The following is a 26,874-nucleotide window of genomic DNA, read 5'->3' on the forward strand; positions in this document are numbered from 1 at the left end:
TATATGAATTTATTAGATATAGTTTTTACTGGATTTTAAACACGCTTTGTTTCACGCTATAAAAGATAATCTTGCCATTGCCACTACGAATATACAATTTCTTTTACATATTATTTGCCATAATCCGCCGCTGACAACATGGCGTTTTAAAACGCTTTGATAAGATAGAATTAAACCCTAAAAGTTTGTCATAACTGAAAAATTCAATTACGCTTAATATTGATAAAGATCATATAAATATCAAAAAAAATGTCTTATTCCTGCTATTTTACACATACCACTAACGTACATTAGTTTTAGTAATTACAATAGCCGCCATAATAAAGAATGATAAAGAGTCACTATGCGTCGTAATCAAAGCTTAATAGATGAAGAAGTTAACTTCGAAGAACACCAAGAGTTGGTTTCAACCACTGACTTACGCGGTGTTATTACTTATGCCAATCATGAGTTTTGTAGTATCGCAGGCTACGAGATGGATGAGCTGATAAATAAAAATCACAATATCGTTCGCCATCCTGATATGCCAAAAGCTGCATTTAAAGAAATGTGGGACACCTTAAAACAAGGCCATTCGTGGCGTGGCGCAGTAAAAAACTTATGTAAAGACGGCCGCTATTATTGGGTTGATGCATTTGTAACGCCTATTTTTGAGCATGGCCAACTGATTGGTTATCAGTCTGTGCGAATAAAACTAGAGCAACGCGCAAAACGCAGAGCACAAAAGCTCTATGCCAAAATTAACGCTAATAAATCATTATTCAGCTGGCGCGAACGCACATCATTGAGACAAGGTTTAAGCATTGCGGGAATTTTAATTTGGTTAGCAAGTGTCGCAATATGGGGCTCAATTTCGCTTGCCGCGATTAACTTATTAGTATGTATTGTTATTTTAGTTTTAAATTATGATGAGCTGGTAATCACACCAGCAACCCTCAAACAACAAAAAAGCCAAGCAGACTCTGTATCTCGTTATGTGTTTAGTGGCTCGCACCCACACAGCATTAGTGAGTATAGAGAGCAGATGCTCAGTGCTAAATTAAGAACGGTACTGGGACGGGTAAAAGATTCAACCTTGAGTTTTAATACGATTGCCCAAGGGTTAGATCAACAATCGACGTTGACCGAGCAAGGTATTTCTTCTCAAGGCACTCAGCTAGAACAAATTGCTTCAGCCATGTCACAAATGAGTACCACGATTGGTGAAATCTCTAACAATACTAATAACACAGCTGATAAAGTGGGCATTACTTATCAAAGCTGCTCTGATATCAAAAATCATATTGCAGATAACAGTAAAATGGTGTCTGACTTAGCTGTACAAGTTGAGCAAGCGGCCGCCACAGCAACGGGGCTTGCCTCTGAAGCAGATAAAATTGGCCAAGTCATGAGTGAAATAGAAGGGATTGCTGAACAAACTAACTTATTGGCACTTAATGCGGCTATTGAAGCGGCACGCGCCGGTGAGCATGGCCGTGGTTTTGCCGTTGTTGCCGATGAAGTAAGAGCGCTGTCGTCACGTACTCAAAACGCCACAGCACAAATTCACAGCTCAATTAAAGAAATTCAAGATACCTTGTTTAGCTGGTCTAAAATCATGCAGAGTACAAAACAACAAGCCGATGACTGTGTTAATACGACAGGACAAACACAACAAGAGCTTGATAGTATTTTTATTCAAATTAGTGAAATTTCACAGCTCGCCACGGATATTTCAGCCGCAGCAGAACAGCAGCAGGTTGTAAGTAAAGACATTGGTAGTAATGTTGAAAAGATTAAAGGCTTAGGGGATGACAATTTACAATTGAGTTTTAGCGTAGCGCGCGGTGCGGCTGAACTAGTGGAAGGCTCAAGAAAAGTGAATGATTTATTACTGACTTTTAAGGTTTAACCAACTCCCTTTAATAAAAACAAAAAAGCCGCTGTAAACAGCGGCTTTTTACTGTGCTCAGATTATCGACTCGTAAACACTAAGCCGTCTTCGTTAGCATCAATAACAATGATACAACCTGGTTGAAAGTCATTATTAAGCAGTTTTTGTGCTAATGGATTTTCAATGGTTTGCTGTATTGCCCGTTTAAGCGGACGAGCGCCATAGACAGGATCAAAGCCACTGGCAGCAATTCGCTCAAGAGCAGCGTCTGTCAACTCAAGTAAATACCCCATCTCTGTTAATCGTTGACGTAATTTACTTAATTGAATATCTGCAATTTCTTTAATATGACTATGTGAAAGTGAGTGAAATACCACAGTTTCATCAATACGGTTAATGAACTCGGGTCTAAATTCATTATGCAAAACACCCATGACTTTTGCTTTAAGCTCGTCATAGTCATTACTTTCCGCTTGCTCTTGAATGATATCTGAGCCCAAGTTGGAGGTCATAATGATAACCGTATTTTTAAAATCAACCGTACGCCCTTGGCCATCCGTTAAACGCCCGTCATCAAGGACTTGTAATAAAATATTAAACACATCTGGATGCGCTTTTTCTATTTCATCAAGCAAAATAACCGAATAGGGTTTACGACGAACAGCTTCGGTTAAATAACCACCTTCTTCGTAACCTACGTACCCTGGAGGCGCACCGACTAAACGTGCGACTGAGTGTTTTTCCATAAACTCAGACATATCTATACGCACCATGGCACTTTCGGTATCAAACATATAGCCTGCTAGTGCCTTGGTAAGTTCTGTTTTACCAACCCCTGTAGGCCCTAAAAATAAGAACGAGCCAATTGGACGATTGGGATCAGCAAGCCCTGCACGCGAACGACGAATGGCATTAGCCACCGCAACGACGGCCTCATCTTGACCAATGACTTTGTTATGTAACTGCTCTTCCATTTGTAATAGTTTTTCACGTTCACCTTGGAGCATACGCGCCACTGGGATCCCGGTCCAACGTGATAAAATTTCTGCAATTTCATCTTCGCCTACCTGATTTTTAAGCAAGCTCATTTCTTGCATTTCTGCTTGTGATGCTAAATCGAGTTTGCGCTCAAGCTCAGGTATACGTCCATATTGCAGTTCAGACATACGCTGCAAGTCACTTGCTCTGCGAGCCACTTCTAAATCAAGTCGTGCCTGCTCTAGCTCAGCTTTAATAACCTGCGTGCCTTGTAAAGACGCTTTTTCTGCATTCCATACTTCATCTAGTTCACGGTATTGCCCTTCAAGCTCAGTGATCAGCTCGACCATTTCTGTACGGCGCTTTTGACTTGCTTCATCTTTCTCTTTGGCCAATGCGTTATCTTCAATTTTTAATTGGATAATACGACGCTCTAATTTATCTAAAGCTTCTGGCTTTGAATCAATTTGCAAGCGAATAGAAGAGCCCGCTTCGTCAATTAAATCGATTGCTTTATCGGGTAATTGGCGATCACTAATATAACGATGCGATAACTGCGCTGCGGCAACGATTGCAGGGTCGGTGATCTCCACTGAATGGTGTAATTCGTAACGCTCTTTCAAGCCACGCAGAATAGCAATGGTGTCTTCTACTGAAGGCTCTTCTATTAATACCTTTTGGAAACGGCGTTCAAGCGCAGCATCTTTTTCAATGTACTTACGGTATTCATCTAAAGTGGTTGCGCCTACGCAATGGAGTTCACCGCGTGCTAAGGCAGGTTTTAACATGTTACCCGCATCCATAGCGCCATCACTTTTACCCGCTCCAACAATGGTATGAATTTCATCAATAAATAAAATAACTTGGCCTTCTTCTTTAGCCAACTCATTAAGTACTGATTTTAAACGCTCTTCAAATTCACCTCGGTATTTTGCACCAGCAACTAATGCGCCTAAATCAAGTGATAATACGCGCTTGTTTTTTAAGCCCTCAGGCACTTCACCATTAATAATACGCTGTGCAAGCCCTTCAGCTATGGCTGTTTTACCCACCCCTGGCTCACCAATTAACACAGGGTTATTTTTGGTACGGCGTTGTAATACTTGAATAGTGCGGCGAATTTCATCATCACGACCGATTACAGGGTCAAGCTTACCTTGCTCTGCACGCTCAGTTAAATCGATGGTGTACTTTTCAAGTGCTTGACGTGTTTCTTCCGCATTAGGATCGTCAACTTTTTGGCCACCACGAATCGCTTCAATTGCCGTTTCAACCTTACTCGCAGTAATGTTAAGTGCTTTAAAAACACTGCCAAGCGGGCCTTTATCTTCACACGCAACTAATACAAACAACTCACTTGAAATATATTTATCTTTACGTTTTTGGGCGTATTTATCACATAGGTTTATCAGTGAAACCATGTTATTTGACAACTGTACATCGCCACCAACACCTTCCACTTTAAATAACTTTTCTATCTCTTGTGATAATTTAGTGTTGAGTTCATCAACGCTGATGCTCATTTGTGCAAATAGTGCACGTACACTTGAGCCACTTTGTTTTAACAAAGCGTACATTAGATGCACAGGTTCAATAAATTGATGATCGCGACCTAGCGCTAATGATTGCGCATCTGAAAGCGCAGACTGAAATTTACTTGTAAATCTATCTAAACGCATGGGGGTTTACCTATAAAAAAACGAATTACTTAATAGATGGGTATGTTAGCGGGTTTGTTCAAGGTATTGTGGGAAAAATAATCACCTAATGATTATTTACTTGCGCCAGATCAAACTTGCCATACGACCGGTTTGGCCATCGCGCCGATAAGAAAAAAACAAGTTAGCTTGAGAAACAGTGCAATATTCACCTCCGCTAATGTTTATAACGCCCTGTTGATTAAGTAAAATAGTTGCTATTAGATAGATATCAGCTAAATACTTTTCATTATTTTGAGCTTTGAACGCGCTGTGCATTAGTGGGTTATTTGCTGTAAATAACTCGACTACCTCTTGGCCGACTTGAAATTGATTCGCCCCTATTGCAGGACCTAACCAAGCATGTATATTCGCCGAGGCATTTTTAAAACATGCCAGCGTATTGTTTATCACCCCTTGCTCTAACCCTCGCCAACCAGCATGAATTGCGGCCACTTCTTGCCCGTCACTCGATGAGAGTAAAATAGGTAAACAATCAGCAGTCATTATGGCTAAAGGTTGATTGCGTAATTGCGTATATAGCGCATCGGCTGTGAGTGTTTGGTTGGGGTCAAATCGCTCATCCACTGTAATTACATCTGCGCTATGAACCTGATTTAACCAAATTGCCGGTTTAGGCAAATGAGCATTTACACGTGCTCTGTTATTTAATACATCTTGGCTGTTATCACCTACATGCAACCCTAAATTCAAACTATCGAATGGAGGCTGAGATACGCCCCCTTCACGTGTAGTACTCAATGTATCTACACCATGAAGAGATTGCCATGTAGCTGATAAGCCAAACATTGTTAACTCGCTATATCAGGGTTTGCTTTTGTGTCTTCACGCAGTGCTTGAGTCATCGCCACCATATCATCAGGGATAGGCGCTTGCCAGGTCATCATTTCACCGGTGATTGGATGCGCAATACTTAATTTAACGGCATGAAGCGCTTGGCGTTTAAAGCTACGCAGTAACTCAAATAACTCAGGCGTTGCCCCTTTTGGTGGACGAGGACGACCGCCATAAGATTGATCGCCAATTAATGGGTGGTTTAAGTACGCCATATGCACACGAATTTGGTGTGTACGCCCTGTTTCAAGACGTAAACGTAAACGTGTATGGGCGCGGAATTTTTCGGCAACACGGTAATGCGTAATAGCTGGTTTACCCATTTCATGTACTGCCATATGCGTACGCTGCGTTGCATGACGACCAATTGGTTTTTCAACCATACCACCGGCTGTCATAGTGCCATTACATAACGCTTCATATTCACGTGTGAAGTTTTCGCGCTTTTGCAGTGCTTTAACTAAATGTGTTTGTGCCTGAATCGTTTTAGCAACAACCATTAAACCTGTTGTATCTTTGTCTAAACGATGCACAATACCTGCTCGTGGCACATTAATAATTTCTGGGTAATAGTGTAATAAAGCATTTAACACCGTACCGTCAGGGTTACCTGCGCCAGGATGAACCACTAATCCCATTGGTTTGTTGATCACTAAAATATCATCGTCTTCATAAACGATGTTTAATTTGATATCTTGTGCTTCGTATTCACGAGGTGCTTCTATTGTTGTTTCAACAGCTACAACTTCACCACCGAGTAGTTTTTCACGCGGGGTGTTGAAAATTTCACCATCAACGGTGATTTTATCATCTAAAATCCACGTTTTTATCCGTGATCGTGAATAATCAGGGAACAATTGTGCTAATACTTGGTCTAGACGTTTACCACCTAAGTCTGTTGGGACCTCGGCTTGGAGAGATATTTGCTCTGACATTAGTAACTTTACCCAATTTACCAGTGCAAGCTTTGCTTGACTGGGTTAGAATCGCTTTTAATAAAAGCATAACATAATACGCATAGTTTACTCGGTTTTACCCACTTGGCCTAGCCGAAGACATCGAAGGTAACAAATAAAATGATAAATAAAATAGGGAAACGTGCATTCGCCATTGTTTTTTCAGTTTCAGTGCTTAGTTTAGGGGCCTGCTCGTCTGCACCTGACCAAGAAGATATTCAACGCGTACCCAACAGATCGGCACAAGCACTATACGAAGATGCAAAACAAACGCTTGATTCTGGTTTATACGCTCGTGCAATTGAATTATTAACGGCAATTGATTCTCGCTACCCGTTTGGTCCGTTTTCAAAACAAGTCCAAATGGATTTAGTGTATGCACATTACCAATCAGGTAATACAGAGCAAGCGCTTGCTACAATCGACCGTTTTATTCGCTTAAACCCAAACCACAAAGATTTAGATTACATGTACTACATGCGTGGCTTGGTTAATATTAAGGCGGATAAAAATGCTTTCCAAGAATACTTTGGTGTAGACAGAGCTGACAGAGATGCTAAACGCACCCGTGTTGCTTATACCGACTTATCAACTTTGGTTAAACGTTTTCCAGAAAGTGATTATGCGCCAGAAGCAAAACGTCGTTTAGTTTGGTTATTAAACCGCATGGCACGTTATGAGCTAAAAGTGGCAACTTACTATTACGAACGTGAAGCCTATTTAGCAGCCGCAAATCGCGGTAAATATGTGGTAGAGCACTACTCACAAAGTAGTTATCTTGATGCGGCACTCGCCATGATGGAAAAAAGTTACGAGAAGCTTGGCTTGACTGAACTAAGTCAGCATGCAGAGCAAACGCGTAAATTTAATAGCAGAAATAAATAACACGAAAAAGGCGCTAGTTATAAAATTAGCGCCTTTTTTACGAGGTTTACTCGACTATATAGCCTCTTCATCCTCTTCTGCAGTACGAATTCGAACCACACGTTCTACGTCAGTGACAAATATTTTACCATCACCGATTTTGCCAGTTTGTGCTGTTTTAACAATAACATCAATAGCACGTTCTACGTCTTCATCACCGAGCACAATATCTAGTTTTACTTTAGGTAAAAAGTCAACCATGTACTCAGCACCACGGTATAGCTCTGTGTGGCCTTTTTGACGCCCAAACCCTTTTACTTCACTTACTGTCATACCCGTAATGCCTACATCAGATAATGCTTCACGCACATCATCGAGCTTAAACGGTTTAATGATTGCTTCTATTTTTTTCATAGTAATTACTTTTGAAAGCTTCAGTTGCCTCGATTTTAGACAATCATGAGGTTCATAGCAAACAAAGAGATTGAATAGCACCGGTGAAAAATAATCATGGTATGATTATTTTAATAAAAATAACTATACTAAAACATCACCGAGTTAATGAGATTTATATGAAAACTAAGCACCGTGGATTTACCCTATTAGAGTTAATGGTCACCGTGGCCATTGTTGGCATTATAGCCACTATTGCGTTGTGGAACAGTAGCGATATGCTGGAAGAAAACCGAGGTGAAAATTTTTTATTAGAACTTAAACGTAATATTAGCTTTGCACGCTCGCAAGCGGCTAGTACCGATGAGATCGTAATTGTGTGCGCTGCTCCAGGTACAAAAGTAAAAAGTGATGATAAAACCCTAACTTGCTCAAGTAAATGGGATGTTGATCAAATAATTATTACCTTTATAGATGCTAATAATAATGGCCAATATAATAATGAAACAGATAGCTTGATCAGAGTCATGGAGGAAATTAGTCCTAATGATCGCGTTTCATTTACAGATACCCGTATACGATTTAATACCAGCGGACGTATAACTACAAATCCTGGGAACTTCATATTTTGTCCTAACGGCGACAACAAAAACCAAAAAGCGTTAACATTAACGCAATCAGGCACCGCTTTTTATTTAGGGGATACCACAGAGAGCTGTGGTTAAAAGCCATTTCATACTTTGTCGTTTTTTTGATTGTTTACTAAACTAATATAATGGACTGTTCAATGAAAGGCTTCAGGGATGAAGTTAATTATAAGTGCTCACAAAAATGGTGGCGTTACATTATTAGAATTACTAGTAACCATTTCAGTTATAGCGATACTAAGCCAACTCTCTTTATGGTTTTTTCCTGATTTCTTGGCGCTCAATCGCGCAGATAACCAGATTAATCTATTACACAGAAACATTAATTATGCACGTCTTTATGCAATAGAAAATAATAGCTATGTCACTCTATGTGCCTTGAAAAATAATGAGTGTTTAGAAGATGATTGGGACAATCAGGTGTCACTTTTTATTGATAACGACAAGTCAACCTCTTTGGATGATGACGAGCGCCTTATTAGTACCTTTGAACATATCCATCCCTCTGATAGCTTAGAGTATCCTCGGGATGCCATCACTTTTAGACCCGACGGCTCTTTAAACGGCTTTCAAAACGGTACTTTTATCTATTGCCCAAATAACGAAAAAGCAAGCCTTGAGGGGCTTGCTCTGTCAATAAGTCAAACTGGGCGAATACGAATAAAATCTACCAACAAATGCCAAAAATAACTAATGTTATCTACCCCAGCAATAGTTGATGTCGGTATTGCCTTTACTACCCGTTGCTCCTTTTAAGCCAACGTCATTAATGGTTAATGACGTGCAATCAGCATCCCCTTTCACGGCACCAGCAATGGGTTTAGCAGTGATTGTAAATTCATTGCTATTAACCACATTAATTGTTAACTCAAAATGACCGTTTTCAGTTTTACTTTGAATACCTAAGTCGCTAAACGAAGTTGAATATGCTCGGTTATCCACAAAGTATTGCTCTTGCTTGTTTGCCGCATCTAAAAGCGCAGAAGCGGCTTCTGCGCGTGATGCCCTTTTTATATATTCACTGTAATTAGGCACTGCAATGGCGGCAATGATGCCAACAATCGCAACGGTGATCATTAACTCAATTAATGTAAATCCTTGTTGTGTCTTATTCATATACAGCCCTTAATTGTTGATCTCATCGTTTTCTTCACGCTTATAAATATATGTTTGCTGCGTTTTAAAACCAAAGCCAATGGGTTGTTTATCATTCACTAGCTTAATTTTACCATCTACCACTTTTAAGCCAGGTCCTGTAATTTCTATTGGCTTAAGTGGATTTTCAGCTTGTTCCCCTTTGATCCCAGGGCCAATTAGAAAAAACTGGCTCTCTTCGATAACATCTTCCTCTGGATTATCATCACATTTTCCATCATTGTTAGAATCAGCACAGGAATTAGTCGCACCAAAATAAAGCTGTGGTGTATCTGGCACATCATAACTGGTTGCAAATTTTAGTTGTTCATACACTTTAGTACCGTAATGCAAATGAAAAGCATAAAGTGCGCCGCCACCGCCACTTAAAGAACATTGATTCTCTACAACTTCATCAGATGCTGGCGTGAAAGAGGTAAAATAAGCAACCCCACCAACAACGGTAGCTGCAGCTAATGACTTTTCACCTTTCGCTAGCTCATAACGCCACCCTTTCTTTTTCGCCAGTTCAGCTTCAACAAGGGTGAAACCATCTAAGTCATCTAAAGTATTACCAAAGGGATCACTATTCATCACCATTAAATCTGCAGGCACAATTGGCGCAGGAGCATTAGTTTTAAATGAACGCGTCAGAGTATTCTCATCACGGATCATAAACAATTGATCTTGCTCGTTTGTATTCGTTGGTTTTGAACGGTTACCGCTGCCAATAACAACTGCATCATAAGGAGTATCTAAACGAGTAATGACTTTATTACCATTAACCGTGGTCTCTGTTACTTTACTAAACAAAGTACGCGCAACCAATGGTTTATAAAAGAATCGTCTATCTTGAGTATCTTGATTACTACCTAGCTCTGCAAGTTTGAAATGGCTAAACTCACTGCTATCTTCTCCAGGCATATCAATTCGCCAAATATTACCACCGGTATCTGAGGCATAAATTCTATCAATGTAGCCATCATAATCTGAATCAAGCGTAGTTAAATCAGCAGCAATACTGTGTTTACCTTTAAAGCCATTACTGTCTGGGGTTAACGCCCAAACTAAGCTGCCTGTTTTTGCCTCAACAATATAAATACCACGCCCTTTTGAGTCCTCTGCTCTTATTGCCGCATCTTTATTTGTATCGTAACCCGCGCCAAACACAAGCAAAGGCTTATTACCAAAAGCTTTAATATAAGCTATTTGTGGCTTTGACCACGTTTGTGCCAATTCAGTAAAGTCGCCTTTACCCCCTTCAATTGGTTTGCTCCAAAGACGTTTTGGCTGATTAGGATTTGTAATATCTAAACCATAGTAGTTTTTACCACCACGGCGCATTCCTGCAAAAGCCCATACCTCGTCTCCTTTGCTAGCATCTATAATACCGTCATTCAAACCTTCACTATTTAAGCTTTTATTACTAAAGTAGACACTGATAGGGCCATCCATACCATATACTTTACTATCTGCTTGTTTATTTCTAAGTGGTTTAATAATGTCAAACAGTGCTGAAGGTATAAATGCCCAACTTTCACTTACAGTCTCACCGGCATCTTTAAACATATGTAAGAAGCCAGCATTTGTCCCTATGAGGATGCGAATATCATCATTACCATAATCAATTGCAATTGGTTTTGAATGCAAAGGATCACCAAATATATCAGTGCGTTGGTCTTGTGATGAGCCATCTTTGTCCTCATCATCAACATCTACTCCTCTTGCCCAATTAACATCTTGAGTGGATAAGGTCAGCGGGTTATTAACAATGCCACTGAGAATGTCACTAACAGCCGAAGTATCAAAACTAACAATCGAGCCTTGATTCTCCGTAAATAAATTACGAGCAAGTGGATCTATGGTGCTTAAATAATGGTTTACCCCCCCCTGCGCAACCGCGTTACCATCAGCGGGTTGGCCCGCAGGTAACCAAAATGTTTTTGCCTCTTTTGAAATTAAACCGTCACTATTAAGGGCTTGTTTGTTGGTTGCATCGACTATTTGGCTGCCCGATACCTTTAACTTTTTCAGGTTACCACGCCAGCGCGCCCCGGTTTCTGGATAAAACATAGCAAAATAAATAGCATCACGACTTCGAGTTTGATCTACATTGTTACTCGCCACTGACGGCGATGAAAAACTGTCATTTACTTCACGAATACGAGAAATCGTATTTTTAAGTGCATCAGATAGTTGCGCAGCTGTATTCGCATGTAAGTATTGCCCACCACCGTAATCTGCAGTCTCAGTAAGTAAGTTTTTACCTGAGTCACTCATACCCGTACCAAAACCGATAGGAAATACACGTCCTATATCAAGTATGTTCTTAGTTTTGCTATACAAGTCAACTTTTACATCATCTGTACCGTGAATAATTTTTGCTAGCGCCGCCAAATAGCTGTTACTAACAGCAGGCGGATTACCAGAGAAATAACTATTATGAAGGTTGTATATATCATTATTTCTATTTGAATCGTTGGTTGGATCGCCGTCTGTCATTAAAATAATATTAATACTGTTATCACACCTAAGTGGCTCGCCAGTAACAGGCGCAAAGGGTGATTTATATATCCCTGATGACTCTGCTGTAAAATCTCGTTCATTAGTATTTCCCCCGTAGTATACGTTTTGTCCCGTGATATACAGGTAGGCTTCCCAGAGTGTTTCTGTTAATGGAGTTGAACCACTTGCAGGTAACTCTTCTACTTTATTTAGTAAAAATGACTTTTCAGCCCCTACTCTGGCTAAAACATACCCGCCATTGCTACCATTAAAGCGCATTAAACCAAATTCAATATCATCGTTATCGTTCACTAATTGGGTGATAGCATTTTGCGCAACTCTTAAGCGGCTATCACTACATGTGGGTTCATAATTGTAGTAACTAGTTCTTTTATAACATTGCTCATTTCGTTTATAACTGTCTTTACTTTCAAAGCAATCAACCTCGTAATAACTATTACCGCTTCTTTTATAACAGGCATCACCATCATTTACATCCCATGCCATACTTCCCGATGTATCAAAAATCATGATTACGCGAGGCTTTTCATTGGTTTGTACATTATGATTAACATACAGTTCTATATCTTCAGCGCCTGCTGACATGCTAAGCATTATTCCTATTAAAGAAATGAGTGCTTTATTTAGTATCAGTTTCATTTTAAATCCCCTTGCTTAGGCTAGCCATCTCTTGGGCTACGCCTGTCACAATTGTTAGTTGGTGCTTACTTTTAGAACCATACTCAATAGTTGTTGAAACTTGTACCATGTTGCATGAGATCCCAGCTGTAAAACTAAAACGACGAGGACATTCTAAATCAAGCACGCCTTTATTTAAGTTAATCATTCTACTTTGCATATCATTATGTTCGGCTATAACCATGCCTTTTTCATTGCCAGACGCCATGGTAGTTACTTCCTCTGGCGTTAAGAAAAATTGATTTGTTGCACCATTGCTCGCTTCATCGGCAATCATGCGCTGCACTTCGCCGATAAGTTCATTTTCGGCAACTTCTCGCTCTTGTGCTGAATTAGTAATTTTAATATCTATACTACTGCTACTCATTAACGTCACTGCAATACCTGTAACGGCTATGACCATTATTAGTGCAGTGATAAGCACCACACCTTGCTGTTTATTTTTCATCGGGATTAAATACGCCATAAATTTGCTCCCACGTTATTTAAACGGATAGTTGTTGTGAATACAGTACGTCTAAAGTTATCTGAAAAAGTAAGGGTGCGTTTATTAGCATCTTCCCCTAATACATAGGTTTGGTTTTTGAGTGTAATACCTGGGTCCGGTTGCAGTGCTCTAATCAATAAAAAAACTTGTACCGTTAAAATACCTTTGCGATTTTCCCAGTCTGTGGCTGTCATGTTATTAATGCTTTTATAGGTATCCACGCGACTATCGGTGGTGGTATCTAAACCAAACACAAAACGCATATTCTCCACGCCTTCCATTATGGTTTCTGTATTCATAGAACCAGCCACTAAACGTTTTCGCATGAGTGCGGGTACAGTAATACTTTTATTATTGACTGTATAAGTTTGCTCAGCGATATAATAACTATGATGGCTGTAAGGCCAAACACTGGCATTAACATTTAAACTATCAGGGTCGATAACACCTCGAACAAAGCGTGCATTTTCTTGCTCAGCAATAAAGTAATTCTCATCACTTTGCGTTTCATTAACACCTGCGGCATTAACTTCTAGTTGGTGACCTTGTAAAAACTTAACCTGTAAAATATCAGTACCCGCTAAAGGGTTATTAACACAATTAAGTTCACTTGAACTTGCCGCTGTTTTTGCATAAAGGGTTTTAAAATTACTGCTGCTGGTTAAATCAGGAAAGCTGCCATTGTTGAGACCTTCAAAGCAATCACCCGTAGGATTTGTTAATGATGATGTATTTATTGCAGTAAACGAATCATCATAAAATGTTCCCCAAAAGCCTACTTGTTCTATATCGCGTTGCATAATATTAATGGCTAATCGACCAGACTCTTGCAGCTCACCTATTGTCATCGTATCGCGGGTCGTCACTTTCATACCAATATAGGTAAACATTACGCCACCCAAAATTAATCCCCCTATAAATAAAGAGATCATCATTTCAATGAGTGTAAAACCAGCTTGCTTCATCTTAGCTCCTAACGTAAATGTAGCTAGTAAGTACAACTAAACGGCGCCTTTTATCTGCTACACCACAGCTAATTTTGCCTGTTGCCTCACTCGCCTTAAATTCTTGACGACCCTGCCAAGAAACAATGACCTCAATATTAAACGCCTTACCGCCAGAGCCTGCTACCGACTCTGGATTAATACATACGGTGGCACCATCAAGTGATCCCGTATTTTCGCGGGCACGAATAGCACGCTTCCACTGCTCTATATCTAAACTCGCAATTTGTGCATTACTGCATGAACTTGTAAAACAGGTTGTAGAGGAATTAATACTTGTCTCGCTGGTAAACTCAAGGTCGTATAATGTAGCTAGTTGCGATGTATCGTTAGCCCGAATACGTTGGATAATATCATTACCAAGCGCAACAGCAGCAGCACGTTGCATTGAATCAAAGCTTGCTTGTTTTGCTTTTGCTTGCAGGGCTACAGCCCCCAATAAACCAAAGCTAAGAATAATAAACGCAATCAGGACCTCAATAAGGGTAAAACCTTTTTGCAATTTAAACGTGCTCAAAGACATAGTAAAACCAATTAATAATTATCTGATACTAAGTGTATGCAATAAAAAAATAGATTCAACTAGGACCACGACCAACGGTTAATTATGTTGATAAGCGGTTAATAGGTCGGTGTGCTAAAGTACGCTTTTTACGCTTTTGAGCGCTCGACGACTAACAGCTAAAAAAGGTGAACACCCTTTGAGTTCAATAACATGTTGATGGTTTTTAAGTGTATGGAGTGCCAAAATTTTATTTTTATTCACTAAGGTATTTCGATGAATTCGCAATAAGTGACGAGGATATTGCATTTCAAGTTGCTTTAAACTGTCTTCAATTAGAGCCTCCCCACCATCGAACACGACTTTGGTATACTTTTCCTGTGCATAAAAATAAAAAACATTTTCTATTTTTATACTTCTTACGGTGCCTGCTAATTGATAGGTTATTTTTTCTGTTTGTTGTTGTTGCAGGTGTACTCTGTTTAAACGTCCTAGCTGTTGTAATGCATGTTGCAAACTTTTTTCTGATATAGGTTTTACCAAATATCCGGCTGCATTTAACTGCATCGCATCAAGTGCATGCTCAGGATGAGCGGTTATAAAAATAATCGCCGGAGGTACCGCTAGATCATTGAGTTGATTGGCCACTTCGATGCCATTTAAGCCTGGCATATCAATATCTAAAAACACTAAATCAGGCTGCTGCTTTTTCATTTGTGTTAAAGCGTCATTGCCATTACTAGCCTCTCCTTGCACATGAATGGATGTATGGTTTTCAGCAAGTAAACGCTTCAATCGTGCCCTTGCTAAGGGTTCATCATCTACAATCAATACATTCATAACGTATTCTCTGCTTGTTTTGGGATGACTACTTTGACTCTAAATTGATTATCTTTGTTGGTTATTGTCAGTTGCGCCCGACCTTTATAATAAATACTTAAACGAGAACGAATATTATCAAGAGCCATACCGTTATGCTCTCTAGTATTTTCAGTTTCAGTAGGTACAGGATTAGTTACAATTAAGGTTAAATAATGTGTTGTCACATGCAGTTCAATACTTATAGTAGCACCACTTTGGCTTGGCTCAATGCCATGACATACTGCGTTCTCTACCAAAGGTTGTAATGTTAGATATGGAATATATAGCGCAGGGAGATGTTCTGGTAATAACCACTCAACCTTTAAGCGCTCTGCAAAGCGCCATGATTCAAGCGCAATATACTGTTTAGTTAATGTTATTTCATCACTGAGTAATACACTTTGACCTGAACGCATTGCAGCTTGAGACAGCGCTGCTAGTGCTAAAATTGCATGCTCTGCAGCCTCAACGTCATGATGCGTTAATTCTGCCGCCGTATTCAAGCTATTATATAAAAAGTGGGGTCGGATCCGTGCCTGCAAAGCATCAAGTTCTGCACGAGAAAGTGCTTTGGTTTGCTGCTCTTTTTCAAAATGAATAAGCAAAAATTGTACAAACAGTAAGGTAAGCAAAAATACAATAATGCAATTACGCAGCACAAAAAACGTCAGTTGTTTTTCGTTTTCAATATCAAAAGCAATATGAGAAAACACCAGACTAAATACAGCAGTACTGAGACTATATGAAGCAATAAAAAAACTGATCTGAATAAACTGAGTCTGTTTTGCGAGTAATCGACGACAAAGATATAAAAAAGAGGTACTGACCAGCACAGTTACATGGAGAAACAAACTGATCGCCCCCAAATGCAGCCATATGTCATCGCCAGCATTAGGAGCAAAAGCTAATATAATAGCCACAACCTGTGTTACTACGAGGGATGCAAGCACACCACGCTCATTAAAAAGGGCCGAAAAAAGTAACGCATCTGGTGACAGTTGCTTACCCATTCGACCCTCCTTTTATGATTTATCTCTAAATTAACGCAGCTCTACTGGTACAGCAAAAACAATGTTTTCTTCTTCACCAGGGTTTTCTGTTACTTGGTTACCACCGAGCTCTTTTAAGCGGGTAATCACTTGCTGCACTAGCACTTCAGGTGCTGACGCGCCTGCGGTAACCCCCACACTATTGATACCATCAAACCATGACGCTTCAACATTGCTGGCATCGTCAATTAAGTACGCACGCGTGCCCATTTTATCAGCTAGTTCTCGTAAACGATTGGAGTTAGAGCTATTTTTAGCGCCTACAACCAATAGCACATCGACTTTGTCTGCTAAGTCACGTACTGCATCTTGACGGTTTTGAGTTGCATAACAAATATCATCTTTACGCGGACCATCAATAGCAGGAAACTTGCTGCGTAAGGCATCAATCACATCCGCAGTATCATCTACCGATAAGGTTGTTTGGCTGCAATAAAAAAGGTTATCTGCATTCTTAACATCAAGCTTTAGCACGTCATCAACGGTTTCAACTAGGTAAATGCCACCTTGTTGATTGTCGTATTGACCCATAGTGCCCTCAACCTCGGGGTGTCCATGGTGACCAATTAAAATGCATTCAATGCCTTTTCTGCTGGCACGGGTAACTTCCATATGCACTTTAGTCACTAACGGGCAGGTTGCATCAAATACTTTAAGCTCACGGCGTTTTGCTTCACTGCGTACAGCCTGTGATACACCATGTGCACTAAATATAACAATACTGTCATCCGGTACCTGATCAAGCTCTTCAACAAACACAGCGCCGCGATTTTTTAAGCCATCAACCACATAACGATTGTGTACCACTTCATGGCGCACATAGATTGGTTTTTCAAAAATATCTAAAGCGCGCTCAACAATGCTAATTGCGCGGTCAACACCGGCGCAAAAGCCTCGTGGATTAGCTAATAATATTTCCATTAACCTTGCACCTCAATAATATCAACTTCAAACGTTAAGCGCTGGCCCGCTAATGGGTGATTAAAATCGATAGTAACTGACTCGCCTTGCACTTCACGAACCAAACCCGGAAGCTCGGTGCCATCAGGTTGAGTAAACGCAATAATAGCGCCTACTTTAGCCGGCGTTTCTACACCAAACTTACTACGGTCCACATAATAAATATTATCTGGGTTTGGTTGACCAAAGGCATCTTCCGGCTCAAGTTCAAATGTTTTGCTCTCACCGGCCGTTAGGCCAAGTAAACATTTTTCAAAATTAGCGGTTAAGCTACCATCACCCATAGTGAGCTTAGCCGGCTTGTTATGCACTTTCGTTGAGTCAGCGGCAGAGCCATCTTCTAGTTTAATAGAAAAATGAAAAATAACGTCTGAGTTTTCACCAATTACAGCTTGGCTCATGCTTTGTGCTCCTTTGGATTTTCGCCGGTAAAGGCGTCAAATAGTAATAATGCAGCACCAATACAAATAGCGCAGTCTGCAATATTAAATACGGGAAAATGTGAGTCTTCGTAAAACACATGTAAAAAATCAATAACGTAACCATAAGCAATGCGGTCGTACAAGTTACCAATAGCACCGGCTAAAACTAACGAGTAAGCACCACATAATACTTTATTAGACGCTGGAAGACGTTTTAACCACCACACCAACAAACAACTAATCGCGATTGCTATTGCACTTAAAAACCAACGCTGCCAGCCACCCGCTTCGCTTAAAAAGCTATAGGCTGCACCGTAGTTATGTACATAAGTGATGCTAAAAACAGGCAGTAAATTAATTGACTCACCATACGCCATGGTGTTTACAACCAGTGTTTTACTGGCAAAGTCTATTACAAGCAGTAATAGACTCAACCAAAGCCACACTAAACCACTTTTTTGGGTTAGTTTGCTCACTAAAAACAACTCCTAAGCGAATTGACGCTTTTCACCTTCACCGTCAACGTTACTTACACAACGACCACAAATTTCAGGATGAGCAGGCTCAACACCTACATCTTCACTGTAATGCCAACAACGCTCACACTTTTTAGCATCTGTTGCTGATACGCTAATGTATAAACCATCAATTTCAGTAGTTTGTGAATCTGCAGGTTGACTGTCTACCTCGGTAACGTTAACCGCAGAGGTTAACAACACAAAACGTAGCTCATCGCCTAACGCCGCAAGTTTTGCTGCAAGCTCTTTGCTGGCAAACAGGTTTACGGTTGCTTGTAATGTTGCCCCAATCACTTCTTCTTTACGTGCAGCTTCTAACAGACGGTTCACTTCGTCACGCACATTTAAAATAGCTTGCCAGTCTTCATTACTAAACTTGGTCGTTGTTGGTGCTTGTAATCCCTCATACCATGTTGAAGTAAATACATAGTCACTGCGCTCACCCGGCAGTGCTTCCCAAATTTCTTGCGCTGTAAAGCTCATGATTGGTGCCATCCAACGCGTCATTGCTTCAGCAATATGATAAAGCGCTGTTTGACAAGAACGACGTGCATGGCTGTCGCTTTTTGCCGTGTACTGACGGTCTTTTATAACGTCTAAGTAGAACGAACCAAGCTCACCGGTACAGAAGTTCATTAGCTTTTGCGTTACTAATAGCATTTGGTAGCTATCGTAAGCCGCTAAAATATCATCTTGTAACTGTGCTGCGCGCCCTACAATCCACTTATCAAGCTCAACCATATCATCAACAGCAACTTGATCCGTTTTTGGATCAAAACCACTTAGGTTAGCAAGTAAGTAACGGCTGGTGTTACGAATACGACGGTAACGATCTGCCGAACGTTTGAATATTTCATCGGATACAGTCATTTCTGCCGTGTAATCAGTTGATGCTACCCATAAACGTAAAATATCAGCGCCCAGTTTATTCATCACATTTTGTGGCGAAATAACATTGCCTAATGACTTAGACATTTTGCGGCCGTTTTCATCAACCGTAAAGCCATGCGTAAGCACTTGCTTGTATGGTGCATGACCATTAATTGCCACTGAAGTCATCATTGATGACATAAACCAACCACGGTGTTGATCAGAACCTTCAAGGTATAAATCTGCAGGACCAACTAAATCTTCACGCGCATCAACAACACAGGCATGAGTCACACCTGAGTCAAACCACACATCTAGCGTGTCTTGTACTTTCATGTACTGTTTAGCGTCTTCTTCACCTAGCAAAGTAGCAGGCTCTAGGTCATACCATGCTTGAATACCTGATTTTTCCACAAGTACTGCAGCTTGTTCAATCAGCTCTTGAGTATTTGGGTGTAATGCACCCGTGTCTTTATCAACAAACAATGCAATAGGTACACCCCACGTACGTTGACGCGAAATACACCAATCAGGGCGGCCTTCAACCATGTTGGCAATACGGCTTTCGCCCCATTCAGGTAACCATTGAGTATTTTTAATTTCAGCCAGTGAATCTTTGCGTAAGTTAGCCTGATCCATGCTAACAAACCATTGTGGTGTGGCACGAAAGATAATAGGCGTTTTATGGCGCCAACAATGTGGGTAGCTGTGAGTTAATGCATGATGATGCATTAGGGCATTATTTTCTTTTAATACCTCAATTACACTCGCATTGGCTTTAAACACATGCTGACCGGCAAATAATTCAGTGTCAGGTAAGTACACTCCGTTTGCGCCAACTGGGTTAGCTACTTCAAGATTATACTCAAGGCCTGCCACGAAATCTTCTTGACCATGACCAGGTGCAGTATGTACAACACCCGTACCAGAATCTGTGGTTACGTGTTCAGCTACAATAACCGGTACGTTAAAGTCATAAAATGGGTGTGCAACGTTTAAGTTTTCAAGTGCTGCACCTTTAACATAGCCAAGGATATGGAAGTGGTTAAAGCCAAAACGATCCATCGCATCTTTAACAAGCTCAGAACCTAAAATCAGACGCTGCTGAGCACCTTCATCGTCTACTTGTACTAGCGCGTATTCTAAATCAGCATGCACAGCAACCGCACGGTTAGCTGGCAAAGTCCACGGTGTCGTAGTCCAAATAACAGTCCCTACACTGCCAGTGCCTTGATGGCCATCAGCTAAGTTAAACGCATTTATTACTGCGTCTTGATCAGCAAAAGTAAAACGTACATCGATAGCTGGCGATTGTTTATCTTGGTATTCAACTTCTGCTTCTGCTAATGCAGAGCCACAATCTGTACACCAATGCACAGGTTTTGCGCCTTTGTGTAGATGGCCATTTTTTATAATGCGACCTAGTACACGAATTGCATTGGCTTCAAAGTCAAAGTTCATGGTTAGGTAAGGCTTATCCCAATCACCAAAAACGCCTAAACGTTTAAAGTCTACTTTTTGGCCTTCCACTTGCTTTTTAGCATAGGCACGACATTTTTCGCGAAATTCTGCAGCAGTTACCTTAACACCGGGTTTACCGACTTTTTTCTCAACCATTAACTCGATTGGTAAACCATGACAGTCCCAACCCGGTACGTATGGCGCATCGAAGTCTGATAAGGTTTTAGACTTAACAATAATATCTTTTAATATTTTATTTACTGAATGGCCTAAATGGATATCGCCGTTTGCATACGGAGGGCCGTCATGCAAAATGAAAGTTTTTTTACCTTTCTTTGCGCTGCGAATTTGACCATACAGGTCGTCTTCATACCATGCTTTAAGCATTTTTGGTTCACGTTGTGCCAAATTGCCACGCATTGGAAACATTGTTTCCGGTAAATTCAAAGTATGTTTGTAGTCGCTCATTAATCCTACTTTCCGTCTCTATCGGCTACCTAATTTAAACCAAAACACTGCTTAGCGGCGGCAACATCGGTTGCTATTTGTGCCGTCAGTTGTGTTAATGTCTCGAATTTTTTCTCGTTGCGGAGTTTTTCAATCAACTCCACATGCATAAATTGTCCATAAATATCTTGTGCAAAATCAAAAAGGTGTACTTCTAATAAGGCACGAGTTCCATTAAATGTGGGTTTGTTTCCAATGTTAGCTACCCCAAAAACGTGTTTTCCTGCGATCATCACTTGAACCGCAAATACGCCATTAACCGGACAAACTTGACGCTTTAGGGCAATATTTGCCGTTCTAAAACCTAGTTCTCGGCCTTTTTTCCAACCGTGAATAACACGCCCAGATATCGCATAATTATGCCCAAGCATGACTTTTGCACTAACCAAGTCACCCTCAGCAAGCGCTTCTCGTATTAAGGTACTGCTTACTCTAGCATTTAATTGCCTAAAGCTGGCAGTGCTTTTAACACTCATTCCCGCTTGAGTACCCATATTAGCCAATAGGCTAAAATTTCCTTGGCGCTGTTTACCAAATCTAAAATCATCGCCAACCGTTAATGCTTTAACGCCCAGCTTTTTAATTAAAATATCGCTCACAAACTGCTCTGCATGCATATTTGCAAACGCTTGATTAAAGCTAATACAAATAACGCGCTCAATCCCCAAGTTACTCAATAGACGAAGTTTATCACGCAGTCGAGTAAGCCTAGCCGGGGCATTGTTTTTTGCAAAAAACTCTTGTGGCTGAGGCTCAAATAACATTACAGTGCTGGGTAAATTATTTTCTTTGGCATCCGCTAACAGCCCTTTTAATACGGCAGCATGACCCAAATGAACACCATCAAAATTACCAATGGTTAGCACACAACCAAAGTGTTGTGGGCGTATATTGTGTATACCTCTAATTAACTCCATGCCACCTAATGCCTTTTTCAGCGAGCGATAAAATGCGACCTTGGGTCGCAGAGTGTCCGATTATAATCTTTTTTTTAATTTGATTCAGTAATTGCTACACTTTTTATCGTATTTAGTCTAACGCCCATCAAAAACAACATAAAAAAGTAACTAACAACCGCAATAATTAATAACACAACCAACAACATAACTTGTTCACTAAAGTGCCAGCTAGCCCAATCATAGTGTCTACTGGTAAACCACACTAGTGCGCCCATCGTCACACTCGCCAGCAAACACTTCAAAGTGAAGTAGCCACTCATGCTGGAAAACTGATAAACATTCTCTTTTTTAAGCTGTCGGTACAGTAAGTAGGCATTACAACTAGCCGACATAGAGGTTGCCAGAGCTAAGCCTAAATAGCCAATAAAGGGCGCCAGCATAATATTAAACACCATGTTAAGCACCAAAGTGACAATACCAATACGCACCGGTGTTTTCGTATCTTGGCGAGAATAAAACCCAGGCGCCAACACTTTAATTAACATAAAGCTGACTAATCCCACCGAGTAGGCAACCACCCCTAAGCTCACAGCCTTAACGTGATCAATACCAGCCTCTTTAAACGCGCCGTGATCAAACAGCACAGTAATAATCAGCGGGCTTATAATCATCAACCCTATCATGGCAGGGAGCCCTAAAAAAATCACAAATCGCACTCCCCAATCTAGGGTATGTTGAAAGTCGCTACTTTTTTTACTGCTGTGTAATTTTGATAGCGCAGGTAAAATAACCGTCGCAATACCAATACCAAATAAACCAAGTGGGAATTCAATCAGTCTATCTGAGTAATACAGCCAAGCGATAGAGCCTGTCATCAATAATGAAGCTATTACCGTATCGAGTAATAAGTTAATTTGACTAATTGATACACCAAATAACGCTGGGAGCATTAATTTACGCACTTTTTTAACATTTTCGTCTTGCCAACCCCATCGCGGGCGGGCCAACATTTTTGCTTTATATAAAAACGGCAGTTGAAATAATAGCTGTACCACGCCCCCTAAAAATACGCCTATTGCTAATGCATATGCACCAACAGAAAATTGGTCATGCAATAAAATGGCACAACCAATAATAGAAACATTAAGTAATACAGGAGTAAATGCGGCAACTGCAAAACGGTTGTACACATTCATTACTGCGCCACTAAGCGCCACTAAGCTTACAAAAAATAAATAAGGAAAGGTCAGCTTTAATAGTGAACTAGCAAGCTCAAACTTTTCTGCGTCAGGGCCACCTTGCCACCAATCAATAAACCAACCAGTACCAAATAAAGCGGCGATAACGGGGGATGCAACAACACCAAAAAGCGTAACGAGTAGTAAAATTGTGCCGAGTGTACCTGCCGCCTGCGCAACAAACATTCTGACTTTATCATCGCCTTGTTGTTCTTTGATTTCACTTAATACAGGTACAAACGCCTGTGCAAAAGCCCCTTCAGCAAATAAACGGCGTAAAAAATTTGGAATACGGTTTGCAAATAAAAACACATCGGCAGCAGCCCCTGCCCCCAACAAGTTAGCAACAACAGCATCACGCACTAGCCCTAAAATACGCGAGATCATTGTCATTGCACTTACAATCATCCCGGAACGAAACAAACCTTTTGACACTATAAATCCATATTAAAAATCAGCAATTAAGTTAATTATGCCATAGTCTTTTTTATAAATCGCTTTAAAGCACTAGGCTCGAACCCCTTGCTTTGTTACAATAGCGGCATTAACTGCTAAAGCGGCAAATTGATGTTCGTTATAAGGAGCAGTTTTTCTTGGATTGTTAAAATTAAATTGACATTCATGATAAAAACAGGCATATTCCACGGCCTTTAATTTAAGCTTTATTTAAGATTGTTAGGAGCAAACCTTGGCTAACATCAAGTCTGCAAAAAAACGCGCTATCACAAGCGAAAAAAACCGTCAGCACAACGCAAGCCGTCGTTCAATGATGCGTACTTACTTCAAAAAAGTAATCGTAGCTATTGAAGCTGGCGATAAAGAAGCTGCACAGCAAGCTTTTTCTGTTGCTACACCTATCCTAGACCGTTACGCAACTAAGGGTCTAATCCACAAAAACAAAGCTGCTCGTCATAAGAGCCGTTTAGCTGCTAAAATTAAAGCGCTATAATTTGTTTTTGCAAGATTAAAAAAACCGGCTTTTGCCGGTTTTTTTTTTGCCCAAAATAAATACGCTTTTTAAACGTTATCGAGCTCTGGATAAAACTTTTTCAGCATCGCCGCAATTTTCTTCGGAGAAAATGGCTTAACTACAAATCCTTTTGCCCCTCTATCTATTGCATCCTTCACATTTTCAACGCCTGAATGCGCCGACACCATCACCACGTTTGTCTCTGGTGATAACTCATTTATCTGCGCAATAAGCTCTTTACCATCGCCGTCAGGTAGCTCTATATCTAAAAATATAATGTTAAAGTTTGCTGCACGGCATTCACTTATGCACTGCGCGGCCGTAGACGCTTCTTTTACATTCTCTATCCCTAAATGCATCAATGTTTGACTTAGAAAGCTACGCACCGTGCTAACATCATCAACTATTAAAATAGATAGCTGCGTATTCATATATAATCCTTATAGGCTAAAAGCCGTGTCTGCGAAATTGGTGATTTGCTTAAAATACAAATATTTACTTTATTATAGAGAGCTAAGCCAAAAAGGCCAGATTTGCTTTATGTCGAAAAACACAAAAAAGAGTCGTCGCAAAAAAAATAAAGCGGCCTATGTTAAACCAATACTTAGTAACAAGCCTGCAAACCTTGGCTCACAATCAAACCCGCGCGCAGTAAGTGTAAAACGTGGCGCCAAACTAACCGCATTTTTTATTTTCACGATATTATTACTTATATTTGTTTTAGCGCCAAAGCCTAGTTTACTCACCTATAAAAAATCAGCCATGGTTAGCAAAAGTATTTATTGGCCAGGGCTATTTGCCAATAAACCAAAGCTACTGGATTCAACGCTGCACCCTAGACTAGATAAGCATCGCAGAACACTATACCTCTGTGTAGATCTTCAGCAACCACAAAGCTGCCAAAAATATCATGTTATTGCTGAAGAGGGATTATTTTCGGTATTAATGACCTACTTTTATCATTAAAAAAACTAATCTGAAAATTTAAAATTACTTGGTTGAAAGCTGTGCAAAAGATCAACATAATGGCGCTCCTTTTTTCAACAACTGAACTATTGAAACGACCATGCTAAACGAGCTAGATTGGCTTTTAAATACATTACTACTTGCACTAGGTTTAGGTGCATTCTTTATCAACCAACTGACACTGCTTCGCGTTGCTGCGATTAGTGCGTGTGGTTTGTTATTCCTATCATTTAGCTTAGATCTTATGTCGTCGAGTATTATTTCAAATATGAGTTTAGTGTTGATCAACACATTTTACTTGTTCAAAGTTTATACGTTTGGGCAATTTAGCGTATCTCAGCATTAATTACTTCCCCTTAGAATATTTTATAGCCCAGTTTTTCTGGGCTTTTTTTTGCTGCAGCTTTAAAGATCTTGGGTCTTAGTTTGAACTAAGTTAAAATTTATCTCGTAATAGGGTCTGTTGACCTTTCAAGGTTAAATTTGCAGCAGTCTGTTTGGTATTTAGGCAAGGCAGAGCCTATGTGGTGTGGTTATTCCCCATAGATAGGTGATAACGCAGCATCAATGCCAAACAGGCGCTGCCCTTTGGGTTCTACCTAGGGGCGATTTACTCTTTGTTGCTCGGTTTTTACTTAGCCCACTAGGTTACAAACCTCGCGCCGCGATTAAACCGCCCCTAGCTTGAACAAATTTTAATCCGCAAAGGTCAACAGACCCTTGCCTAATTTGAGATAAGCCCATGCCATTGTCAGATTTCGATTTATTCTTATCTTCTATGGAAGATGTTACCCCCATAACGCATGACACTGTGACCTTACCACCTAAAAACCATAAAGCGGTCATCGCCCAGCAAGAAAAAAATAAAGCAGCACAATCAGATTTAGTCTCTGAACAGTTCAATCCGTTGGATGAACCACTTGAATTACTCGATCCACTTGCCATATTAAGCTTTAAAAAAGAGGGCGTACAAAGCGCGGTTTTTAAAAATGTAAGATTAGCGAAATATCAGCTTGATGCGACGCTTGATTTACATGGACAACTTTTAAAAAATGCACACGCATCATTATTAGCCTTTGTTCAAGACTGCCATCAGCGCAATATAAGAATGGTACTCGTTCGCCATGGCATAGGTATTAAAAATAAAACCAAGCCAGGGATATTAAAAAGTTACGTAAATCAGTGGTTACAAACAATTCCATGCGTTTTAGCGTTTCATACTGCACTTAGGCAGCATGGAGGAAGTGGTGCGACGTATGTTTTATTGAAGAAAAGTGATGATAAAAAGCATCAAAACAGAGAAATACACAGCAAGCGTAGCTAAATCTTGCTGTGAAAATAAGGGTCAGATCAGCAGCGCTGCCGCATTGGCTTGATTAAACCAGGCAGATATTCCTAATATAATGATAGATACAACCACGATGCTAATTTTTGCGCCCCCTTGATTGGGTTTCATAATTCATCCTATTTTTTTATTATTGTTAGAACTGTTTTTAACAATAATAAAAATTACAAATGTTAACAAGCTGTTTCTGTTAAAAATTAAACAAATTTTAATC

Annotated in this window: 26 protein-coding genes; 8 read left to right on the plus strand and 18 right to left on the minus strand. The window is 40.2% G+C overall.

From position 1 onward, the window contains the following. Window positions 1–343 precede the first annotated feature (343 nt). Window positions 344–1,891, plus strand: a complete 1,548-nt coding sequence (locus BM380_RS08905) for a methyl-accepting chemotaxis protein (RefSeq protein WP_090494021.1) — start codon at window positions 344–346, stop codon at window positions 1,889–1,891. 62 nt (window positions 1,892–1,953) lie between these two features. Here BM380_RS08905 and clpB read toward each other — a convergent pair whose 3' ends face one another. From clpB to rluD, 3 genes are all read right to left on the minus strand, one after another. Continuing rightward, a complete protein-coding gene (gene clpB, locus BM380_RS08910; protein ID WP_090494023.1) occupies window positions 1,954–4,530 on the minus strand; it encodes an ATP-dependent chaperone ClpB in 2,577 nt (858 codons plus the stop codon). A 96-nt stretch (window positions 4,531–4,626) separates the two neighbouring features. Beyond that, window positions 4,627–5,358: a peptidoglycan editing factor PgeF gene (pgeF, locus tag BM380_RS08915; protein ID WP_090494025.1), complete on the minus strand. Its 732-nt coding sequence runs from the start codon at window positions 5,356–5,358 to the stop codon at window positions 4,627–4,629. Between the two features lie 2 nt (window positions 5,359–5,360). Then, a complete protein-coding gene (rluD, locus tag BM380_RS08920) occupies window positions 5,361–6,338 on the minus strand; it encodes a 23S rRNA pseudouridine(1911/1915/1917) synthase RluD (protein WP_028835384.1) in 978 nt (325 codons plus the stop codon). Between the two features lie 141 nt (window positions 6,339–6,479). On the opposite strand from rluD, the gene BM380_RS08925 reads away from it, so the two are divergent. Continuing rightward, window positions 6,480–7,244 (plus strand): outer membrane protein assembly factor BamD, encoded by a 765-nt coding sequence (locus tag BM380_RS08925; protein ID WP_013464484.1) that lies wholly within the window; start codon window positions 6,480–6,482, stop codon window positions 7,242–7,244. Between the two features lie 54 nt (window positions 7,245–7,298). Here the strand turns inward: BM380_RS08925 and BM380_RS08930 are convergent, their stop codons facing one another. Continuing rightward, window positions 7,299–7,637 (minus strand): P-II family nitrogen regulator, encoded by a 339-nt coding sequence (locus BM380_RS08930; protein ID WP_013464483.1) that lies wholly within the window; start codon window positions 7,635–7,637, stop codon window positions 7,299–7,301. 158 nt (window positions 7,638–7,795) lie between these two features. Here BM380_RS08930 and BM380_RS08935 point away from each other — a divergent pair, with 158 nt between their 5' ends. Continuing rightward, window positions 7,796–8,341 carry a GspH/FimT family pseudopilin gene (locus tag BM380_RS08935; protein ID WP_013464482.1) on the plus strand — a complete coding sequence of 182 codons (546 nt, stop codon included), beginning with the start codon at window positions 7,796–7,798 and terminating at the stop codon, window positions 8,339–8,341. Between the two features lie 78 nt (window positions 8,342–8,419). Continuing rightward, window positions 8,420–8,953, plus strand: coding sequence for a GspH/FimT family pseudopilin (locus tag BM380_RS08940; protein ID WP_013464481.1), 534 nt, complete (start codon window positions 8,420–8,422; stop codon window positions 8,951–8,953). A gap of 6 nt (window positions 8,954–8,959) precedes the next feature. On the opposite strand, the gene BM380_RS08945 is transcribed toward BM380_RS08940, so the two are convergent. The 13 genes from BM380_RS08945 to murJ form a co-directional block, all read right to left on the minus strand. After that, window positions 8,960–9,379 (minus strand): type IV pilin protein, encoded by a 420-nt coding sequence (locus tag BM380_RS08945; protein WP_013464480.1) that lies wholly within the window; start codon window positions 9,377–9,379, stop codon window positions 8,960–8,962. Between the two features lie 9 nt (window positions 9,380–9,388). Next, window positions 9,389–12,562, minus strand: coding sequence for a pilus assembly protein (locus tag BM380_RS08950; protein WP_090494027.1), 3,174 nt, complete (start codon window positions 12,560–12,562; stop codon window positions 9,389–9,391). A gap of 1 nt (window position 12,563) precedes the next feature. Then, on the minus strand, window positions 12,564–13,067 hold the full coding sequence (locus BM380_RS08955; RefSeq protein ID WP_016899436.1) for a hypothetical protein: 504 nt from the start codon (window positions 13,065–13,067) through the stop codon (window positions 12,564–12,566). Continuing rightward, the gene (locus BM380_RS08960; protein ID WP_090494029.1) at window positions 13,055–14,053 is read right to left on the minus strand and encodes a PilW family protein; all 999 of its coding nucleotides are present in this window, start codon (window positions 14,051–14,053) and stop codon (window positions 13,055–13,057) included. The genes BM380_RS08955 and BM380_RS08960 overlap by 13 nt, the downstream gene beginning before the upstream one ends. A 1-nt stretch (window position 14,054) precedes the next feature. Continuing rightward, entirely contained in the window at window positions 14,055–14,615 is a 561-nt protein-coding gene (gene pilV / locus BM380_RS08965) for a type IV pilus modification protein PilV (protein ID WP_024602830.1), read from the minus strand. A gap of 114 nt (window positions 14,616–14,729) precedes the next feature. Then, window positions 14,730–15,434: a LytR/AlgR family response regulator transcription factor gene (locus tag BM380_RS08970; protein WP_024602831.1), complete on the minus strand. Its 705-nt coding sequence runs from the start codon at window positions 15,432–15,434 to the stop codon at window positions 14,730–14,732. After that, window positions 15,431–16,465, minus strand: a complete 1,035-nt coding sequence (locus tag BM380_RS08975) for a sensor histidine kinase (RefSeq protein ID WP_013464474.1) — start codon at window positions 16,463–16,465, stop codon at window positions 15,431–15,433. Before BM380_RS08975 ends, BM380_RS08970 begins: the two co-directional genes overlap by 4 nt. Window positions 16,466–16,495: 30 nt before the next feature. Further along, window positions 16,496–17,425 carry a 4-hydroxy-3-methylbut-2-enyl diphosphate reductase gene (gene ispH, locus BM380_RS08980; protein ID WP_013464473.1) on the minus strand — a complete coding sequence of 310 codons (930 nt, stop codon included), beginning with the start codon at window positions 17,423–17,425 and terminating at the stop codon, window positions 16,496–16,498. Beyond that, on the minus strand, window positions 17,425–17,865 hold the full coding sequence (fkpB, locus tag BM380_RS08985; protein ID WP_013464472.1) for an FKBP-type peptidyl-prolyl cis-trans isomerase: 441 nt from the start codon (window positions 17,863–17,865) through the stop codon (window positions 17,425–17,427). The genes ispH and fkpB overlap by 1 nt, the downstream gene beginning before the upstream one ends. After that, window positions 17,862–18,362, minus strand: coding sequence for a signal peptidase II (lspA, locus tag BM380_RS08990; protein ID WP_013464471.1), 501 nt, complete (start codon window positions 18,360–18,362; stop codon window positions 17,862–17,864). Before lspA ends, fkpB begins: the two co-directional genes overlap by 4 nt. Window positions 18,363–18,374: 12 nt before the next feature. After that, complete coding sequence (gene ileS / locus BM380_RS08995; RefSeq protein WP_090494031.1) at window positions 18,375–21,203, minus strand: isoleucine--tRNA ligase; 2,829 nt, start codon at window positions 21,201–21,203, stop codon at window positions 18,375–18,377. A gap of 29 nt (window positions 21,204–21,232) precedes the next feature. Then, window positions 21,233–22,159 (minus strand): bifunctional riboflavin kinase/FAD synthetase, encoded by a 927-nt coding sequence (ribF, locus tag BM380_RS09000; RefSeq protein ID WP_024602833.1) that lies wholly within the window; start codon window positions 22,157–22,159, stop codon window positions 21,233–21,235. A 74-nt stretch (window positions 22,160–22,233) separates the two neighbouring features. Continuing rightward, window positions 22,234–23,814, minus strand: a complete 1,581-nt coding sequence (murJ, locus tag BM380_RS09005) for a murein biosynthesis integral membrane protein MurJ (protein ID WP_302847035.1) — start codon at window positions 23,812–23,814, stop codon at window positions 22,234–22,236. Between the two features lie 253 nt (window positions 23,815–24,067). Here murJ and rpsT point away from each other — a divergent pair, with 253 nt between their 5' ends. After that, window positions 24,068–24,328 carry a 30S ribosomal protein S20 gene (gene rpsT / locus BM380_RS09010; protein ID WP_008114420.1) on the plus strand — a complete coding sequence of 87 codons (261 nt, stop codon included), beginning with the start codon at window positions 24,068–24,070 and terminating at the stop codon, window positions 24,326–24,328. Between the two features lie 68 nt (window positions 24,329–24,396). Here rpsT and BM380_RS09015 read toward each other — a convergent pair whose 3' ends face one another. Beyond that, window positions 24,397–24,780, minus strand: coding sequence for a response regulator (locus BM380_RS09015; protein ID WP_008114419.1), 384 nt, complete (start codon window positions 24,778–24,780; stop codon window positions 24,397–24,399). 109 nt (window positions 24,781–24,889) lie between these two features. On the opposite strand from BM380_RS09015, the gene BM380_RS09020 reads away from it, so the two are divergent. The 3 genes from BM380_RS09020 (at window position 24,890) to smrA (ending at window position 26,639) form a co-directional block, all read left to right on the plus strand. Beyond that, window positions 24,890–25,315, plus strand: coding sequence for a hypothetical protein (locus BM380_RS09020; RefSeq protein ID WP_254772063.1), 426 nt, complete (start codon window positions 24,890–24,892; stop codon window positions 25,313–25,315). A gap of 100 nt (window positions 25,316–25,415) precedes the next feature. Then, window positions 25,416–25,661 carry a hypothetical protein gene (locus tag BM380_RS09025; RefSeq protein ID WP_013464466.1) on the plus strand — a complete coding sequence of 82 codons (246 nt, stop codon included), beginning with the start codon at window positions 25,416–25,418 and terminating at the stop codon, window positions 25,659–25,661. A gap of 396 nt (window positions 25,662–26,057) precedes the next feature. Further along, window positions 26,058–26,639, plus strand: coding sequence for a DNA endonuclease SmrA (smrA, locus tag BM380_RS09030; RefSeq protein WP_028835393.1), 582 nt, complete (start codon window positions 26,058–26,060; stop codon window positions 26,637–26,639). The last annotated feature ends 235 nt before the right edge of the window (window positions 26,640–26,874 follow it).

Origin of the sequence: Pseudoalteromonas sp. DSM 26666, from assembly GCF_900116475.1 — a bacterium.
Taxonomy (GTDB): Bacteria; Pseudomonadota; Gammaproteobacteria; order Enterobacterales; family Alteromonadaceae; genus Pseudoalteromonas; species Pseudoalteromonas tetraodonis.

What these genes read in the sequence shown, in the direction of transcription:
- BM380_RS08905 (WP_090494021.1), top strand. Translation starts at nt 344, where the DNA reads ATGCGTCGTAATCAAAGCTTAATAGATGAAGAAGTTAACTTCGAAGAA.
- clpB (WP_090494023.1), bottom strand. Translation starts at nt 4,530, where the DNA reads ATGCGTTTAGATAGATTTACAAGTAAATTTCAGTCTGCGCTTTCAGAT.
- pgeF (WP_090494025.1), bottom strand. Translation starts at nt 5,358, where the DNA reads ATGTTTGGCTTATCAGCTACATGGCAATCTCTTCATGGTGTAGATACA.
- rluD (WP_028835384.1), bottom strand. Translation starts at nt 6,338, where the DNA reads ATGTCAGAGCAAATATCTCTCCAAGCCGAGGTCCCAACAGACTTAGGT.
- BM380_RS08925 (WP_013464484.1), top strand. Translation starts at nt 6,480, where the DNA reads ATGATAAATAAAATAGGGAAACGTGCATTCGCCATTGTTTTTTCAGTT.
- BM380_RS08930 (WP_013464483.1), bottom strand. Translation starts at nt 7,637, where the DNA reads ATGAAAAAAATAGAAGCAATCATTAAACCGTTTAAGCTCGATGATGTG.
- BM380_RS08935 (WP_013464482.1), top strand. Translation starts at nt 7,796, where the DNA reads ATGAAAACTAAGCACCGTGGATTTACCCTATTAGAGTTAATGGTCACC.
- BM380_RS08940 (WP_013464481.1), top strand. Translation starts at nt 8,420, where the DNA reads ATGAAGTTAATTATAAGTGCTCACAAAAATGGTGGCGTTACATTATTA.
- BM380_RS08945 (WP_013464480.1), bottom strand. Translation starts at nt 9,379, where the DNA reads ATGAATAAGACACAACAAGGATTTACATTAATTGAGTTAATGATCACC.
- BM380_RS08950 (WP_090494027.1), bottom strand. Translation starts at nt 12,562, where the DNA reads ATGAAACTGATACTAAATAAAGCACTCATTTCTTTAATAGGAATAATG.
- BM380_RS08955 (WP_016899436.1), bottom strand. Translation starts at nt 13,067, where the DNA reads ATGGCGTATTTAATCCCGATGAAAAATAAACAGCAAGGTGTGGTGCTT.
- BM380_RS08960 (WP_090494029.1), bottom strand. Translation starts at nt 14,053, where the DNA reads ATGAAGCAAGCTGGTTTTACACTCATTGAAATGATGATCTCTTTATTT.
- pilV (WP_024602830.1), bottom strand. Translation starts at nt 14,615, where the DNA reads ATGTCTTTGAGCACGTTTAAATTGCAAAAAGGTTTTACCCTTATTGAG.
- BM380_RS08970 (WP_024602831.1), bottom strand. Translation starts at nt 15,434, where the DNA reads ATGAATGTATTGATTGTAGATGATGAACCCTTAGCAAGGGCACGATTG.
- BM380_RS08975 (WP_013464474.1), bottom strand. Translation starts at nt 16,465, where the DNA reads ATGGGTAAGCAACTGTCACCAGATGCGTTACTTTTTTCGGCCCTTTTT.
- ispH (WP_013464473.1), bottom strand. Translation starts at nt 17,425, where the DNA reads ATGGAAATATTATTAGCTAATCCACGAGGCTTTTGCGCCGGTGTTGAC.
- fkpB (WP_013464472.1), bottom strand. Translation starts at nt 17,865, where the DNA reads ATGAGCCAAGCTGTAATTGGTGAAAACTCAGACGTTATTTTTCATTTT.
- ileS (WP_090494031.1), bottom strand. Translation starts at nt 21,203, where the DNA reads ATGAGCGACTACAAACATACTTTGAATTTACCGGAAACAATGTTTCCA.
- ribF (WP_024602833.1), bottom strand. Translation starts at nt 22,159, where the DNA reads ATGGAGTTAATTAGAGGTATACACAATATACGCCCACAACACTTTGGT.
- BM380_RS09015 (WP_008114419.1), bottom strand. Translation starts at nt 24,780, where the DNA reads ATGAATACGCAGCTATCTATTTTAATAGTTGATGATGTTAGCACGGTG.
- BM380_RS09020 (WP_254772063.1), top strand. Translation starts at nt 24,890, where the DNA reads ATGTCGAAAAACACAAAAAAGAGTCGTCGCAAAAAAAATAAAGCGGCC.
- BM380_RS09025 (WP_013464466.1), top strand. Translation starts at nt 25,416, where the DNA reads ATGCTAAACGAGCTAGATTGGCTTTTAAATACATTACTACTTGCACTA.
- smrA (WP_028835393.1), top strand. Translation starts at nt 26,058, where the DNA reads ATGCCATTGTCAGATTTCGATTTATTCTTATCTTCTATGGAAGATGTT.